Below are 17,612 nucleotides of genomic sequence, written 5' to 3' on the forward strand. Positions count from 1 at the left end.
CAAATCTTTTATATTAAATGATGCTTTATTTTAGACTGCTTTTTCTTTTTAGCTTTCGAGCGCCTGTTTAAAAACTTGCTCGAATTGTTCACGCGAGATTTCGTGTGCATGTGCTTTTTGTGCTAATAAAGCATCTTGAAACTGTTGTTGATCTTTCAAACTCTCTAACATTTGTATTAATTGGTCTTTACTTTCCATTGTTATCTCATCATTATGCTCAAATAAGTGCTCTGATAATGTTACTTTAGCATGGTGTGCGGTTTGACGATAACCTAAAATCAACAACTCATAGTCAAACGCTTGTTCCACCGCATTTAAAATTTCATTACCCTCATTGATATCAAGATAAATATCACATAACTGGTATAGTTCATTTACCCTATCTATATTAATAGATGGGTATAAATGCACATTAGCATATTGATCAAGTTGCATTAGCTTATCAGACATCTCTGTAATAGCAGCGATGTGAAACTTAAAATCTGGTAAAGTTTCAACCAATACCTTGATGTTACGAAGTTGATCCGAGTTAGTTAATATTACAATTTCTTTAGTATATCTATTACGACTACGATAGTTATATAGATATCCGCCTTGTAAAATACGAGATTGAACCTTTGCGTCTGCTATATTGAGCATCGTTTCATATTCGTTTTTATCTGGAATAATAATATTACAATGTCGTTTCATATCACCTTTACACATCAATTGCATATTTCCCGGGACATTACCATTACAGTGTTCTTGCCATACCAAAACATCACTACCTTTTGATGGCAAATTATATAACACTGAAAATGGTAGGGCTAGTGAGTTAATAACGAAATGATGTTCCGTAATTTCAAGTTGCTTGATAAAAAATAATACGAATGCGAGCTTTGAAGGGAAAAAGTAAGACTTCCCTTGCCAATCCAATATGACATCAGATGTTACAAAATTTTCATAAATCACTTCTTTACCTTCTGCTGTCATATATTTCTTCAAGATCGCTTTACGATTTAAATCGTAAACAGTTTGTGCAAATTTAATACCATTCTTAGAATAATAATCGACAAATCGGACACGTTGTTGGTCATCAAACCATTCGACACGACTAACAATTCTAGGGCGCTCTCCACTTTGATAAAATATTTTGCCTCGTAGACGTCCCATATCATTAATTGTAGCCGAATTGTTGTTACCTTTAATTTCCCAAAAAGCTGGTACAGTAACCTGATTAAAAAATCGTGGTTTCATATTTTCTGTATTATGATTATCTGCAAAAAATTGATACGGTGATATAACATCGTCCGGTAAAAAGCCATTGTCATTGAGTACAATTGTTAAATCTTCTTCCAACTTACTGGCTTTAAAAGACTCATATAACTTTCGTGAATGATTGTTAAAGTAATCAAATAATTTAATCATGTAGCACCTCTTGAACTAATGTTTCCCATTTTAAAATAATATCTTGAGTCATAAATTGCTGTGCCACTTCATAAGAGATGTCATGTGGTGTCTGGGGACCATTGTTAAAATACATTACAATGGCATGAGCTAGTTTTGCGATAACATCATCCACACTATCTTCATCGGTATCAAAAGGTACCAAGTAGCCATTTTCCCCATCTCGAATAAAGGTTGGGTTACCATAATTCACATTTAATCCAATCATACCTAGTCCTGAGCCTACCGCTTCCATTAGTGTTAACCCAAAACCTTCGCTAGTTGATGCAGAAAGAAATAACTCATAATCATTATAAATTTCATCAAGTTTAACATGCCCTAGTAAACGAATATAATCTTGCGCGCGGTGTGTATCAATAATTTTACGCAGTCGCGTCTTCTCGCTACCTTCTCCATAAATATCAAATGTTAATTCTGGCACTTGTCGTTTAGCCACGATAACCGCTTTGACAAGCCAATCAATATGTTTCTCATTTGCTAAACGAGATGCACTAATCATCGCATATGGCTTTCTTGATAATTTAGGATATGATAATGCATCAATGCTTCCCACAGGAATAGTATAAACACGTGGGCGATAACCTTGATATTGCTCAAATTGTCGACAAACCATATGATTTTGAATATCTGTTGCTGTAATAAAGAAATCAATGTATTTAGCTTTTGAAAATTGATATTCATAATAATTGTTCCATAGTATATGCTGCTCACTCATCATATTATTACTATAATGATCAGCATGAATCACAACACCAACTTTACTATCACCTTTATGCTGCAAAACAGCCTGACCAATATCAGAAGCGCGGTCTAATATGACAATATCGTCTCGGGTTAAATTCAATCGTTGTAAAAAGTATGCAATAAATTCGGTTTTGTTATACAACACCGCATCTTCAAACACATATATAGAGCTGTCTCCATCAATATATTCGTTATAAGCGATGGAACCATCTTCATTATAGAATTGTCGCATATATAATTTCGCTTTATTATCAGCTGGTGCATAATACTCAGAAAATATACGCGTATAACTATAAAAATCTTTACGTACTAACATACTATTAATTACAAATTCTGCACGATCCACAACATCTTTTTGTTCATTTTGTAGATAACATGTTACAAATGATGATTTCCCATTAAAATATAGACGGACTATCTTACCATTTCTTTCTCTAAAACTAATTTCATGACCAAGCTCACGTTCAATGTCATCTAACGTGTACGTTGTTGGTGCTATAGAAATATCACTAAAATACTGATACAACCAAATAACTTCTTGATCTTTAAACCCAATGTTTTGCGTTAATGTCTGTATGTTCTCTGACTGTATAAAATCTAAAAACACAAATTTAGTGTCTTGATTTGTACGTCTCAATAATTTAGCACGGTAAGCTTGTGCATATTCAACACCGCTACTCGCCCAGCCTATACCAAAGTTTATATTATATATTGTCATGCGCTACCCCTTTTCATTTATGGAAAATGTATAACTGGCATACCCTCTTTATCAAATGTAATCATGCTTTGACAAATATTTTTCACCATTCTTTTTTTGATATTTCGTGTCATAACTTCAAATGAATCTAATGCAACTCTATGGTATTCAAAAATAGCGTTACGTTGCCCATTTTGTCGTTGATTAACGCTTGCTTTTAATTGTTGTAAATAGTCGACTTGTTCTAACCAACATGAATCAATTGCTTTCAAAAAGACTTTTTGAACGAAAATATTATAATAATATGCACTTTGCATGTTTTTACGATTCAAAGCTAATTGCTTTTCAAATTGCTCTAATAAAAATGTCACTACTGCTTGCTTATCTTTAAAATTAACACAAGCCACATCTTTATTAAATTGGAAACTTAAATTTTGATAAATATACTCGACAACACGCGATTTTGTTAGCACCTTTTCCTCATTTACAAACATTTCAAATACATCTTTAGCTAACGCTTTAAAATCTTGATTCTCAGCATCATCTATTTCTAAAACTCGATTGCGTTCCTCGTATACAAGATCTCGCTGTATACTAATGCTTTTTTCAAATTCATTAGCCATTTCACGAGCTTTAACCCCTTGTTCTTCCGAGATACGCTGCGCTTTAACTACAATTTGCTTAACTTTGCGATTAAACAAATTACTTTGCGATAATCGTTGTGCATCTAATGAATATAATTGATTATTTTCCGCTAAATTACTATCGCTCCATCGCTTAACTAAATAATCATCTAGTGAAATATATATACAAGATGATCCCGGATCCCCTTGTCTACCAGAACGACCACGTAATTGCCTGTCTACACGGCTATTTTCCATATGTTCATGAATAATAACAGCTAATCCACCTAATGCTTCGACACCTTCACCAAGTTTAATATCTGTGCCTCGACCTGCCATACTAGTCGCAACAGTCATGGAACCAATTTGCCCTGCTTCAGCTATCATCTGCGCTTCTTTTGCAACATTTTGCGCAATGAGTAAATTATTAGGAATATCCATTTGGAATAATACTTTCGAAAAGTATTCAGCCGCTTCAGCAGTTCTCGTTATGAGTAAAACCGGTCGCCCCGTTTCATGAAGTTCAACTATATCATGAATCATCGCGATGTTTTTCTCATCAACTGAACGAAACACTTTATCTGGTTCATCGATACGTTGAATCGCTTTATCAGTTGGTACTTGTACGACTATTTTTGAATACAAATCAAAGAACTCTGATTCGCCTAATTTTCCTGTAGCTGTCATACCTGAAAATGATTCAAAAAGTTTAAATAAATTCTGGAAGGTAATTGTTGCCATAACACTTTTATCTGTTGAAACCTCCATACCTTCTTTCGCTTCAATAGCTTGGTGAAGTCCAGCTTGCAACTTAGTTCCCGGTAACATACGACCTGTAATACGGTCAATTAAAACAATATCACCATTATATACAAAGTAATCGACATTAGATTCAAACAAATATTGCGCGCGCAGTGCTAGATTAATATTACGCACTAGGACCATCGCTTGTTCGCTATATAAATCTTCAACATTAAAGTATGATTGTGCCGCTTCAATACCTTGATTTAACAGCCATATTTCTTTTTTGGTCTTCTTCATTTTAAAATGCACGTCTTCAATCAATGTATCTACAAACTCTTTCACAATATGAAATAGATTTGATTGTAATCTTGGTGCGCCCGAAATAACTAATGGTGTTTGCGCAGCATCTAAAATGATTGAGTCCACTTCATCAATAATACCGTAATTTAATTGTGGTAAAAATTTCCCTTCCGCACTATCAGCCAAATTATCAATTAAATAATCAAAACCGAGACGTCCATTAGTTGTATATATAATATCATGTTCATATAAATTACGTTTTTCCCCTTTTTGATACTCATAATCCACAATATCAACAAAACCTAATGAAGCAGTTAAACCTAACCATTCATATAATGGTTGCATCTCTTCAAAATCACGCTTCGCTAAATAATCATTCGTTGTAATTAAATATGTTCCTTTTCCCGAAAGTGCATTTAAATATAAAGGCATCGTTGCTGTTAATGTTTTACCTTCGCCTGTTTGCATCTCCGCAATGTTACCTTCATGCAATACAATCGCTCCGATTAACTGAACTTCTTTAGGATACATACCTAATACTCTCCAGCTCGCTTCACGTGCCACTGCATAAGCTTCAGGTAACAATGTATCTAGTGTATCAACTCCTGATGCTAAACGTTCTTTAAATTCTATTGTCTTTTGTTTTAACGCATCATCAGAATATGATTTAACTTCATCGCCCCATGTATTGATGCGTTTCACTATTTTTCTAATCGACTTTAGTCTTAATTCGTTTATCGTAACATCTAGTTTATGTTTCATTTACTTCCCCACCATTCAGTTTCGATACATCTAAGTAATCTAAAAATCGTACTGGATTCATTAAACGTGACATATAATTTAGATGGTTGTCTTGCTCTTCTTTAAAATAAACCTCGACATTTGTATCTTTTAGTTCATGATTTCCTGGGACATGTTCTTTAAGCCATTCTTTTAAATCATCATCTTCATGGCTTGTACGATATACTTTGCAATCTAAATGCTGAGCGACATAAGTTGCAAAAACATTTGACTTTGACCCATAACTAATCAAATTAATAGCCGTTAGGGTATCTTGACTTTGCAAATCATCCTTTAGTTGCTTAATATTTTCCTTGATATCGTCTTCCATCCAACGTTCGACGAGCCAAACATGACCAAACAGTTTCAAAAAATCATTCGAAATAGTTGGATAGACGTCAGATGGTTCTGCAATAATGACATTTATTTTATCATTTCCATATTGGTTATCGTCTATCTTCGTTACCCGCATGCTTTTATATTCTAAATCATCTTGATGCGTCATCTCTGTGATTGTTAAACATCTAAATACAAGACTCGTCGATGCTGCATTCATCATTTTTATTTTATAAGCATAGGCTTCATCAGGATATTGAATCGTAATACTATTTGACTTTACAATCTCAGTACTTAGTTTTGTGCCATTTTTATTATAAAAAATGATGATAAAATACACTGAACCAGCAGGCGTTGCATCAAAATCAAAATGCAATTTATAATGCTGTCCTCTACGCAAAATTGGTAAACTTGGCGCACTTTTATATTTTGAAAATTGCTTTAACATCAACCACTCATGAATCGGTAATCCAGAGGGCATCAAAGGGTTTATAAAAGTCACTTCACCATTTGAAAATGATACTTTAGAGCCATACATAAATGTAGTTTGTGAAATATAATTCCAAGTAACTTTAAATGTTTTGTTTTTCAGCATGTTGAACTCTCCCAAACTTGTCTTCCAAAATAATGTTGTAAAAATTAACAAACCAACTTGCAATGGTAGGTGAATCATCATTATGTCGCCCAGGAATACTGCGATTCATCACTCTTGCTTGGTGTGCTGTCAATACAGGTAATAGCTCTTGAAATGCATTTGGATCATAATCATCATGTTGCATATATGCTATGGCAAAAACAGTTTGTGACAATGATTTCTTTTGAAATGTTTGCCAAAATTTTTGATTTAATGCCTGTATCGACGCTTGAGATGTATCACCTTCATTAGACACCAGGACGTCTAATGCTGTACCGAACTCTTCTGGTCTAAGTAATCGCATATGTTCAGCAATCGTTCCAATATTAACAAGTGGTTTACCAACAATAATTGCCTGAGGATTTAACTGAGCACCATAATACAAGGCACCAAATGAACCCATAGATAAACCAGATAATATTAATTCATGTGATTTAAAATTCAGCTTTTCTAATGTCTCGTCAATAACATTGATAATACCTTGTTCATATTCAGATGAACCGATATAAAAACTACCACCTTCAACACGAGGATCGCCGATAAGTAAAAACGGTGCATTCATACGTTTCATCATATAATATCCTTCGAAACCTTCCGCTGTTCGATAACCACTAAAATATACGTTTAGTGGTGGTTTCATATCACCAGGGTGGAAATAATAAATAAATTCCTGTCGTTGACTATCTACGAAACGACTACCACCGAGTAAAAATTGACCCATATCTAATCTAGACCATCGTTTGTGTATAGGTCCTAAATGTACCGTTCCGTTGCCACGCGCCTTAACAGTTACACTTATATAAGCATCAAATGGTTTCGTAGGTATCTCTAAAGGACTGTCTAACATATCATCAGTCAATACGATTTGTTCAATTAATGCACCATCAGCGCCAGTCTGAATCAATCTAAATGTATATTGCAACTCGACCGCACCATCAATATCAAATTCTGGCCATATTTGAATGACTTTATCTTTATCGTAAACGAGATTATTTTGCCAAGATGCGATAGGTTTAAATTCTTTTCCAAATTCTCCACTCAATGTGAGCTCTGAATTACCTTGGTAAACGACATCTCCTTTAAAATTCGGATGCACAAGTGCTAACTTAGGAGAAACCTTATCTCCATACTGTCCTGAGAAGCTAACTGCCTCTAATTTATTATTACGTTCTTCAATATTCCGGTAATGTAATGGTTGAACAACGTATTTTTGGACATTTTCGTCTTGTTCATATTCAACTGACCAAAATGATTCATCAACATACGTATTGTATGGTTCACTTATCATTTGTAATAAATTCGTTAATGTCTCCGAGTATGGTGCTTGAATATAGATAAAATCAAAGCGCCCTTCTGCTTCAACAATCGCTTCAATAGCCTCTACATAACCACTATCAAATTCAAACAATCCAATATCGAAGTAATCCCAACTCACACCTTTTTTGTGTTGAAAAATAGGTTCTAAATCGTCTCCTCCAATTTGCAAAACTCTAAATTTACGTGGCATCATTTTCACCTTCTATTAACTCATCGAGCTGATTAATAATATTCTTAGAAGCATATGCATCTATTAATTTTAAAGAATAGGCGTACGCATAATTCCAATTTTTCAAATAAAATAAATAATAATTTAACGCATCATCTAATTCATCAACTGTATTTATAATACGGCCATTGTCATAATCAGAGACGTAATCTGTTTGTTGACCATTAATTTGTGGAATCCCAGCGCTAATTGCACTAATTTGTAAATACAAGTCAGGTTCTTTTGACATATCTATCACAAGTCGCAACGTCCGCAATGCTTCTACAACATCATGTTCAGCATGTATCGTCTTAACAGCAATGATGTCATCTTGATCTTCAGGTGTCATTAATGCTGAAACATTAACATCCGCATTCTGTTTAGCTTGGTATTCCTCATTTACCGACGTAATACATTCACGAAGCCACATCGGTATGTCATTTTGATGGCGCGATAATAAAATTAAACGGTAATAATCTTCCTGTGCGATATAATCCACAAGTCGTTGCATCATTTGTTGCAAATCAGCGTCACTCATACCATCTATCCATACACCTATAAATGTTTCCATCAATTGACTACTTATATTAGGTGATTGTCTCGTTTCAAATGGTGTGATTCGAATCATTGTATTCTCCCGCTGATACTTCTCTTGATGACTAATTAAATCACGTTCTAGTTGCACACTATCAACAATTAAATGGGCATTCTTTACGATAGATTGATATTCCTCATCTGACACAGTTTCATTTCTATTTTTAAAAAATGAATAACTTAATGATTTCGCTGGAATATGATTGGCTATTTGTCGATTGTGCCTAGCATCTGAAGCCACAATCACATGATCATCTTCATGTATTTGTTGTGCAATCATTGCTTGAAATTTTTCTTCAATTAGTTGAGCCATATTGTTATATTCTGTTTGTTGATAGTGATGTTGATATCTTTTTGAAACAGTGACTCTGCCATTTTTCAAATCTTCATGAAGTACACAATCTCCATTAATCGTTAAATATTCTTGGTAAGAAGCCTCTCCCTGATCATCAAAATAACGTATCGCTGATAAATAACCTCTGTCATCAAAAATATAACGCCGTTGTAACTGATCTCTTTCAAATTCTTCAAACCAAATTGAATACCCTTCTTGACTAAAATAAATATTTGTATAGGTCTGTTCACTCGTCACACATTTTAATAAATACGGTGTGTACACAAACTCAACATCATCCGGCCATTTTAAGTGATGATAATTAATCGCTTGTGGCGCATGGTGGCTGAATCCTTGAATTTCATCAAACACAGACGAATACTTTGTCTCATATAAGTCATATCGATGTAAAAATGTTCTTAAATTTGGTGCATGATTGAGAACAATCAGTTGATAATCTAAGTCATTTTCAAGGTGCATTCCCATTAAACTAATCATATCGTCAAATTCCGTCTTATTTTGTAGTTGATAATACGGCACAGTCGTGTCTTGCCACCATCGTTGGTCATCGTACCAAGCTGGAATAAAGTATTTCATAATTACCTCCTTACCAATACTGGCTTAAAAATGGCTTATATTTATCAAAATATAAATATGTACGAATTGTTTCTGCAATATTAATACTGATGTAAACTAATACAATTAGTTGTACTGAGAAATAAATTTCAGTAGATAAATGCGGTACAAACAATGTGAAATAAAGCGGTATACCAATAATGATTGTAACTAATGCCGATCCAAACCAACATACGCGTCGTGCTTGATAATTTAAATAACGTTCTGTATCCTTACCAGGTTTAACTCCTGAAAAATAATTGCCACTCTTTAAGAAATCTTTGGATTTTTGTTTAGTATTGATTAAAAATCTCGATAAAAAATAACCCAATAACATTTGAATCACTAAATACACCGAAATACCAATTGGACTATCAAATGTCAGCATTGGCATGTCATCTGATATGCTTTTATTAAACATAGATAAAATAAAATGAATGCCACTTTTTAAGAAAACAAAAGCTGAAATGCTCATCATTAAAGTAATACTGCCTGCAGGGTTAACTTTCCAAGATAAATAAGATTTCATATTTGTTGCGGAAACGTTCATTAAATCGATATATGGTATTCTCACTTCTACTAATTCAATAAATAATAAGATAAACAATGTGATTATCACAAGGATGATTAACAACGCAATCACAATATGACTTGCATCTATATATTCCATTTTTTGATGCATCATTGATTTAATAATGCTAACCATTACAATCGGCATTGGTCCTGCAATGCCGTAACGACTATTTTTGTCAGCTAACCAAACTAATAACATCGTTCCAGTAACCAAAATCAATATTGTTAAGTAAATATTGTCTTGATGAACACGTTCTTTCGAAACATATTCATGAATCACAAAATAACTTTGAATAACACTTAAAATTAATGTTAAGATGCGCTCTTTATAATGCTTCTCAAGACTTGTTTGTTTCATGTATTTATCCATATTCCGATAAGAAATCAGCATCAAGATAATCATTGATGTTAACCACGGACCTAATCCTAAAGTGAAAATGTTTAAAGTATTAACGTCTCCACCCATATTAGAAATAGCTATTTTAAAAAATGACTCATGTTTTACTTGCATATCGTTATAGGAAACGATGGAAATGTTTGTGCCTAATATATAAATAAACAAGATAAAACATGTGTATAGCATACGTTTATATATAATTTTATATTCGTATTGTTGTAAAAGTTTTAACATGTTGCACCTCTTTTATATCAAAAACATTAAAAAGACTAAGGGTTCATCACTAATTATTAAAATCCTATATCGATTTTTCTAGTGATTGGTGCCTCAGTCTTTTTAATTTTAGCCAGCTATAAATTCAATTTATGCTTGAGAATCATCTTGATCATTTTCATCTTTCTTTTTCTTTCTCTTCATTAAACCTAAACCAACTAATAATGTCATAACGCCACCTAGTAATCCATTTTGTTTTATTGAGTCACCTGTATCTGGCAATCTTTTTTCACTTTGTGCTGGCGTGCCATTATGTTTAGTCACTTCAGATGTTGCACTTAATGTAGACTGAGATTCACTCGTGCTCGTTGTTGCTTCACTTGATAAGCGAGATGTGCTCGTGCTGTGAGTATGATGCATACTCATTGAGTCTGACGGATGCATTGAGTTAGATTCAGATGTACTTGTTGAGCCGGACATACTTGTTGATGTCGAGTCAGAAATGCTTTGTGAACCAGACATAGATGTACTCAGTGATTCGGATGTGCTTGTCGAATCGGATGTGCTCAATGACGTTGATGTGCTTGTTGACACTGATTCTGAGTCGCTCACTGAAGTCGAGTTGTACGTTGAACCGGACATACTTTGTGACATTGAAACACTTGTTGAATCGGATTCACTCATTGATGTTGAGTCAGATACGCTCGTTGAACCTGAACCAGACGTACTTAATGATTCAGATATGCTTGTTGAAGTTGAACCACTTGTTGAGTCCGATGTACTTGTCGATGTCGAGTCTGAATCTGATGTACTCAATGATTCTGAGTCACTGATAGAAGTTGAATCACTTGTAGATTCTGATTCTACTGTACTTTGTGAACCACTGATACTTATTGAAGTAGAATCACTGATACTGTCTGATGTTGATAATGATGTCGACACCGATGTGCTTTGTGATGACGATGTACTAGCACTCATTGACATTGATGTTGATATCGATGTACTTAAGGAACCAGATGCACTTGTACTTGTTGACTGGCTTTGTGACATTGAATCACTTAATGATGTAGATGTGCTTGTTGAGCTCGAGTCACTTAAACTTGTTGAACCTGATATTGAGTCACTTAAACTTGTCGATGTTGAAACTGATACGCTTCCGCTCATTGAGTCAGATGTTGAAAGTGATGTACTCGTTGAATTTGATCCACTGATGCTAGACGAATCACTTGTAGACATTGAGTCGCTTTCTGATGCACTGATGCTCATAGAGTCAAATTGACTATTACTTGTTGAGCTTGACTGCGAATCGCTCACACTTGTTGACGTTGATTCTGATCCACTCATACTTTGCGAGCTACTCAATGATTTTGAATCACTTAATGAATCCGAAGTGCTAAGACTTGTGGAACCACTTAAAGATATTGATCCACTTAATGAGTCGGAGTCACTTGTACTAGTAGAATCACTCATTGATATTGAATCACTTAGCGAGGTAGACTCGCTTACGCTTTCTGAACCACTTAATGATGTTGAGGTACTCAATGAACCAGATGTACTTGTTGAAGTCGAACCACTTGTCGATTTTGAATCACTTAATGAATCAGATTCACTCACGCTTTCCGAACTTCTTAGTGACGTCGATACACTTAATGATGACGAATCGCTTGTGCTTACTGAATCGCTCATCGATTGTGAGCCACTCAATGAACTAGACTCGCTTACACTTTCTGATTTTCTTAATGACGTTGAGACGCTCAATGAGCCAGAATCACTTACGCTTGTTGAACCACTCATCGATTTTGAGTCACTTTCAGAATTAGATTCGCTTACACTTTCTGAATCATTTACAGATTCTGACATACTTTGTGAATCAGATATGCTTGCGCTCATTACTTCACTAGCCGATGTTGATGTGCTTGTCGAATCACTTAACGATATAGACACACTCATCGAACCAGATGTACTCGCACTTGTTGAGTCTGATGTTGAATCACTAACACTATCAGATAATGACGTTGAATCACTCATACTTGTTGATGTACTTGTTGAAAGCGACATACTTTGTGAATCACTTGTACTTGTACGCATCGAAGTACTAGTTGAAGCTGATGTACTACGAGAGTCACTTGTTGATGTTGATGTACTTGCTGATCCAGATGCACTTGTACTTCTTGATGTGCTTTGTGAATCGCTTAATGATGTTGATGTTGAATCGGATTCACTTGTACTTTCTGATGTTGAGCCAGATTCTGATGTACTTACCGATGTTGATAAACTTGCAATGGTCGACATGCGGTTTGAAGTTGATGTACTTAGCGAATCACTTAATGATGCTGATGTGCTTTGTGAATCGGATTCACTGCTTTGCATTGACGCAGATGTTGAATCACTTAAAGATGTTGACGACGAATCGGATTCACTTGCGCTTGCTGAGTTACTGAGCGATGTTGACGTACTTGCTGATCCTGAGTTACTTGTACTTGTTGAGTCACTGAGTGATGTTGACGCACTTTCTGATGTTGATTCACTTGCACTTGTTGAGATACTTTGTGAATCAGATTCACTCTCTGAACCACTTAATGACGCTGATGTGCTTACCGAACCTGATTGACTCGTACTTTTAGATATACTTGTTGAATCGCTTAGTGACGTTGATGTCGATGTGGATTCACTTTGGCTTGTTGACTGACTTGTATATGATGATGTGCTTTGTGAATCGGATTCGCTCGTGCTTGTACTTGTTGAGTTTGAGGCACTTTGGCTTGCTGAGTTTGAGTCTACTCCGCTTTGATTCATTGATGCACTTAGTGACAATGACGTACTCGTTGAGTCAGACAAACTTGTACTCGTTGACGTACTTGTACTTCCTGATGTTGATTGAGACATACTTATGCTCATTGATGTTGAATCGGATTTACTTTCACTTGATGATGTTGAGTCGGATTCACTTTCACTTGTAGAACCACTTAATGATGTGGATGTACTAATGGAATCAGATTTACTTGTACTGATTGAATCACTTGTCGACATTGATGTACTTAATGAATCAGACTTACTATCACTTGTGGAATCACTTAATGATGTTGACAAACTTGTAGAGTCAGACAAACTTGTACTCGTTGACATACTTAGTGATGTTGAAACACTCTCGCTCTTAAACGTTGACGTTGATTCACTGATACTTGTCGATGTTGAAATGGACGCACTACCACTTGTTGAATTACTTAATGATGTTGATGTGCTACCAGATTCTGATGTACTGTCTGATAATGACGTACTCTCACTTGTCGAACTACTCACTGACTCTGATGTTGATTCAGACGTACTTTCACTTAATGATTCACTTAAAAAGGCAGATGCACTTTGTGATTCTGAATCGCTAGTACTATTTGATTCACTTAATGATATAAACGTGCTCTCTGAAGCAGATATTGCTTCACTTATAGAGTCGCTCGTTGACGTTGATTCACTTATTGAATCAGACTCTGATGTACTTAAGCTTGTGGAATCACTCATAGATGTTGATGTACGTTCTGAATTACTTGTACTTAACGATGTCGAAGTACTTACCGAACCAGATGTGCTCGTAGAAGCACTTTGTGATATTGATTCACTTGATGCAGTTGATGCTGATTTGCTATCACTCGTTGAATCACTAAACGACGTTGATATGCTCATTGAATCGGATTGACTTGCACTCATTGAACCAGACGTACTTTGTGATTCCGAAGTACGTACTGAAGCACTTGTCGACGTTGATGTACTTGTTGAACCTGATTGACTAGTACTTAGTGATAATGACTTACTATCAGAATCAGATGTACTTTGTGAATCACTTAATGATTCTGATGTACTACCTGACTGAGACGTGCTCATTGAACTACTTACAGACATTGATTTACTGTCTGATGCAGATAATGACCCACTTGTACTGATAGAGTCACTTACTATCTCTGAAGTACTCATCGAGTCTGATGTACTTGTTGAGACACTTTGTGATGCTGCTATGCTTAGTGATCCAGAAACAGAACCACTTGTGCTCGTCGAATCGCTCAATGATTCTGATGTACTCATCGATTTTGAATCACTTGTACTTAATGATATTGATGTACTTTGTGAATCTGATTTGCTTGTTGACGCACTTTGAGAGTTGGCTATGCTATTTGAAATACTGATAGAGTCCGAGGTGCTAGCTGACTCGCTCAATGATTCTGATGTGCTGATTGCATTCGATGTGCTGTCACTTAATGATGCTGATGTACTAGACGATTCTGATGTACTTGTTGATAGACTTTGTGACTTAGACAAGCTCCCCGATGTACTCATACTTAATGAGTCACTGAGTGACGTTGATGTACGCAATGAATCAGATGTACTTGTTGATAGACTTTCGGATTTTTCAGTACTGCTAGAGTTTGAAATAGAATCGCTTAATGATGTTGATTTACTAGCTGAATCCGACATGCTTGATGATACACTTTGTGAATTCACTAAACTTGTGCTTGTTGAGCTTGATACACTATTACTTTCAGATGTGCTTAATGACTTAGATGCACTCACAGAATCAGATAGGCTTACACTTGTCGATTTCGAGGTACTAGCTGATGTAGATACCACAATCGATCCTGATGTACTCGTTGATGCACTTTGTGAGTCAGCTTTACTTGTTGAGACACTTTGGGATTGTTGTGTACTTCCTGATGTTGATACGGAATCACTCATGCTATTTCTTGTTACTTCATATTTAAAAGTTGTTGTCGTTTTGTTACCACTCGCATCTGTAGAAACGATTGTAATAGTACTTGTACCAATGTTTGTTGGTGTACCACTAATGGTATTATTTGTACTATCGAATGTTAGTCCAGATGGCAATCCAGTCACTGTATTCGTCACCGCATTTCCACTGTTGTCCTGCGTAGCAATTTTAATCGGTGATATTGGCGAATACACTTCTGATGATTGATCTCCTATTGGTGTCACTGTTGGTGCTGTCGTATCCACAACATTTATTGTAAAAGTTGTCGTCGATTTATTGTTTGCTTGGTCAGTAGACACAACTGTCACTGTTGATTGACCAATTTTCGTTGGCGTCCCAATGATTGAATTCGTTGCACTATCATAACTTAATCCGCTTGGTAATCCTGTAACTGTATTTGTCACAGTCCCAGTACCATTATCCGTTGTAGTCAACACAACAGGATTCATTGTTTTACCCACTTCAATGGTTTGATTGCCTACAGTTACAGTTGGTGCTTTTACATCAGTAAAATAATATGTCACTGATTGTCCAGCATTCGTCATTTTTACAGTTTTATTTGTATCATTATAAGTTGACGCATATGAACTATCGACGGACGTGTAGTTATATCCTTTAGCAGTCAATGCAGATTGCTGATTATCGATTGTCACGACTTGATCAACATTTCCTGAATATGTTTTTGGTGGAATAATATCTTTACCTGTTGTTACATCAACGTATCTCACTTGTGTAACAGCAGACTCTGTATATTCGAATGTTCCAAATTGTACTTGTTGTAAATTTGTCGCGCCACCTGTTGAGGCTGTCATTGATAATGAAAAGTTGGTCGTACCACTTTTTGCAATCCAATCTGAAATATTACGTGTCCATGTTTGACCTGCATACGTTACAGTCATAACTTTTGTATCACCATTATAATTAATATCAAAATCTTGGAACGTGTTGTTCGTAGGTTGCACTTTTAACTTCGCAGCATTATCAGCTGTTGAACTTGATGTATACGTTGTCGCAACACCATAACTATCTGTTGTTACAAAGGCACCAAACGCACCTCCACCAGCTACATTAGATGGGTCAGCATTCGCCTTTGCAGCTGAATTTGGTTTAGATGTATTGTGATACGTATCCAATTTGAAGCCAAATGCGTTACTTAAGCCACCAATACCTACTGCGGCACCGTTTAACCCTGTTTCACCTAATACACCTGGCGAAAAGGCAAAGCCGATACCATCTCCACCATTTCCATTACCTTCGTATTTATTACCTAAATTTACTTTTCCAGAAAAATGAAAACTCTTATTAGAGTCAATACGTGTTCCTAATGTAATGGCACCTTTTTGGCTGTATGCATCCTGTGTTAACGTCACAATACCGGTACTTTGATCATAGGTAGCATTACCTGACGTTGTCATATATTGTTTTAAGTTATCTTTATTAACTGTAATTGTATTAGCAGTTACTGCGGTTGTCGTCGCTGCTGACGCAAATGTTGACATAGCTAAGCGACTGAAAGTTCGAAGTTTTACTGGTGCGGTGCTAGTTGACGTTGTGCTAGTTTTGTTTAAGTTGACCGAAGATGGCGTTGTGCTTTGTGAAGTGTTATTTGATGCAGTACTTTGATTTGTTGATGTATTAATTGGTTGTTCTGTACTTGAAGTTGAAGCTACAGATTTAGTATCAGAACTTGATGTAGTATTCTTTGAGGATGTTGATTCTGATGTAGATGTCAATTTTTCTTGTTGATTGCTTGTACTATTAGTTGTCGAAGTGACCTTTTCAGACTTTTCACTTGAGACTGTGTCACTATTTGATGTTTGTACCGAACTACTATTTTTCGTTACACTTGTGGAATCGGCTGTTGATGTTGATGCTTCGATTGTCGTTGAGTTTTGATTACCTACTGTTTCACTTTGTGTGTTTAATTCAGAAGTTAATGGTGCATCAGAAGCCGCAAAAGCTTGCTGGTCATGCAACATATTTACCGTGAATGCACCACCAATAACCGCCGTAGTTTTCAGTCCGTATCCCGTCATTTTTTTACTAATGCTTTGATTATCTTGACTCACTAAACTATGACTAATAAATGGTAGCCCCATAATTTTGAACATTTCTATTTCTTTAATTCCGGATTTTACCCAATTTTTTCCAGATTTATAAAGTCTTACTCTTGTTTTTTCGTTTGCTAAGCTGTCATGAAATTCTTTCTGTCTTTTACTCATGTAATAACTCCTTGTATTATCTTTACATTCATTAGATTATAATATATGCCACTATTCAATTTAATACAACTCTTTTTTG

8 protein-coding genes are annotated in these 17,612 nt (G+C 35.5%); all 8 read right to left on the minus strand.

The window, feature by feature from the left end; genetic code table 11:
- Positions 1–48: 48 nt before the first annotated feature.
- On the minus strand, positions 49–1,407 hold the full coding sequence (gene gtfB / locus IDG66_RS04130) for an accessory Sec system glycosylation chaperone GtfB (protein ID WP_000593171.1): 1,359 nt from the start codon (positions 1,405–1,407) through the stop codon (positions 49–51).
- Complete coding sequence (gene gtfA, locus IDG66_RS04135) at positions 1,400–2,908, minus strand: accessory Sec system glycosyltransferase GtfA (protein ID WP_000158425.1); 1,509 nt, start codon at positions 2,906–2,908, stop codon at positions 1,400–1,402. Before gtfA ends, gtfB begins: the two co-directional genes overlap by 8 nt.
- A gap of 17 nt (positions 2,909–2,925) precedes the next feature.
- Complete coding sequence (secA2, locus tag IDG66_RS04140) at positions 2,926–5,316, minus strand: accessory Sec system translocase SecA2 (RefSeq protein WP_000680932.1); 2,391 nt, start codon at positions 5,314–5,316, stop codon at positions 2,926–2,928.
- Positions 5,306–6,265: an accessory Sec system protein Asp3 gene (asp3, locus tag IDG66_RS04145; protein ID WP_000916746.1), complete on the minus strand. Its 960-nt coding sequence runs from the start codon at positions 6,263–6,265 to the stop codon at positions 5,306–5,308. Before asp3 ends, secA2 begins: the two co-directional genes overlap by 11 nt.
- Positions 6,243–7,811, minus strand: coding sequence for an accessory Sec system protein Asp2 (asp2, locus tag IDG66_RS04150; RefSeq protein ID WP_001137475.1), 1,569 nt, complete (start codon positions 7,809–7,811; stop codon positions 6,243–6,245). Before asp2 ends, asp3 begins: the two co-directional genes overlap by 23 nt.
- Positions 7,801–9,354 (minus strand): accessory Sec system protein Asp1, encoded by a 1,554-nt coding sequence (gene asp1, locus IDG66_RS04155; protein ID WP_000873197.1) that lies wholly within the window; start codon positions 9,352–9,354, stop codon positions 7,801–7,803. Before asp1 ends, asp2 begins: the two co-directional genes overlap by 11 nt.
- Before the next feature lie 10 nt (positions 9,355–9,364).
- Positions 9,365–10,576 carry an accessory Sec system protein translocase subunit SecY2 gene (gene secY2 / locus IDG66_RS04160; RefSeq protein ID WP_000916118.1) on the minus strand — a complete coding sequence of 404 codons (1,212 nt, stop codon included), beginning with the start codon at positions 10,574–10,576 and terminating at the stop codon, positions 9,365–9,367.
- Positions 10,577–10,705: 129 nt separating this feature from the next.
- Positions 10,706–17,533, minus strand: a complete 6,828-nt coding sequence (gene sasA, locus IDG66_RS04165) for a serine-rich repeat glycoprotein adhesin SasA (protein WP_000044592.1) — start codon at positions 17,531–17,533, stop codon at positions 10,706–10,708.
- Between the last annotated feature and the right edge of the window lie 79 nt (positions 17,534–17,612).

Source organism: Staphylococcus sp. EG-SA-18 (genome assembly GCF_017151825.1).
GTDB classification, from domain to species: Bacteria; Bacillota; Bacilli; order Staphylococcales; family Staphylococcaceae; genus Staphylococcus; species Staphylococcus aureus.

Coding starts and splice junctions, on each gene's coding strand:
- asp1 (WP_000873197.1), bottom strand. CDS start 9,354: ATGAAATACTTTATTCCAGCTTGGTACGATGACCAACGATGGTGGCAA.
- asp3 (WP_000916746.1), bottom strand. CDS start 6,265: ATGCTGAAAAACAAAACATTTAAAGTTACTTGGAATTATATTTCACAA.
- asp2 (WP_001137475.1), bottom strand. CDS start 7,811: ATGCCACGTAAATTTAGAGTTTTGCAAATTGGAGGAGACGATTTAGAA.
- sasA (WP_000044592.1), bottom strand. CDS start 17,533: ATGAGTAAAAGACAGAAAGAATTTCATGACAGCTTAGCAAACGAAAAA.
- secA2 (WP_000680932.1), bottom strand. CDS start 5,316: ATGAAACATAAACTAGATGTTACGATAAACGAATTAAGACTAAAGTCG.
- gtfA (WP_000158425.1), bottom strand. CDS start 2,908: ATGACAATATATAATATAAACTTTGGTATAGGCTGGGCGAGTAGCGGT.
- secY2 (WP_000916118.1), bottom strand. CDS start 10,576: ATGTTAAAACTTTTACAACAATACGAATATAAAATTATATATAAACGT.
- gtfB (WP_000593171.1), bottom strand. CDS start 1,407: ATGATTAAATTATTTGATTACTTTAACAATCATTCACGAAAGTTATAT.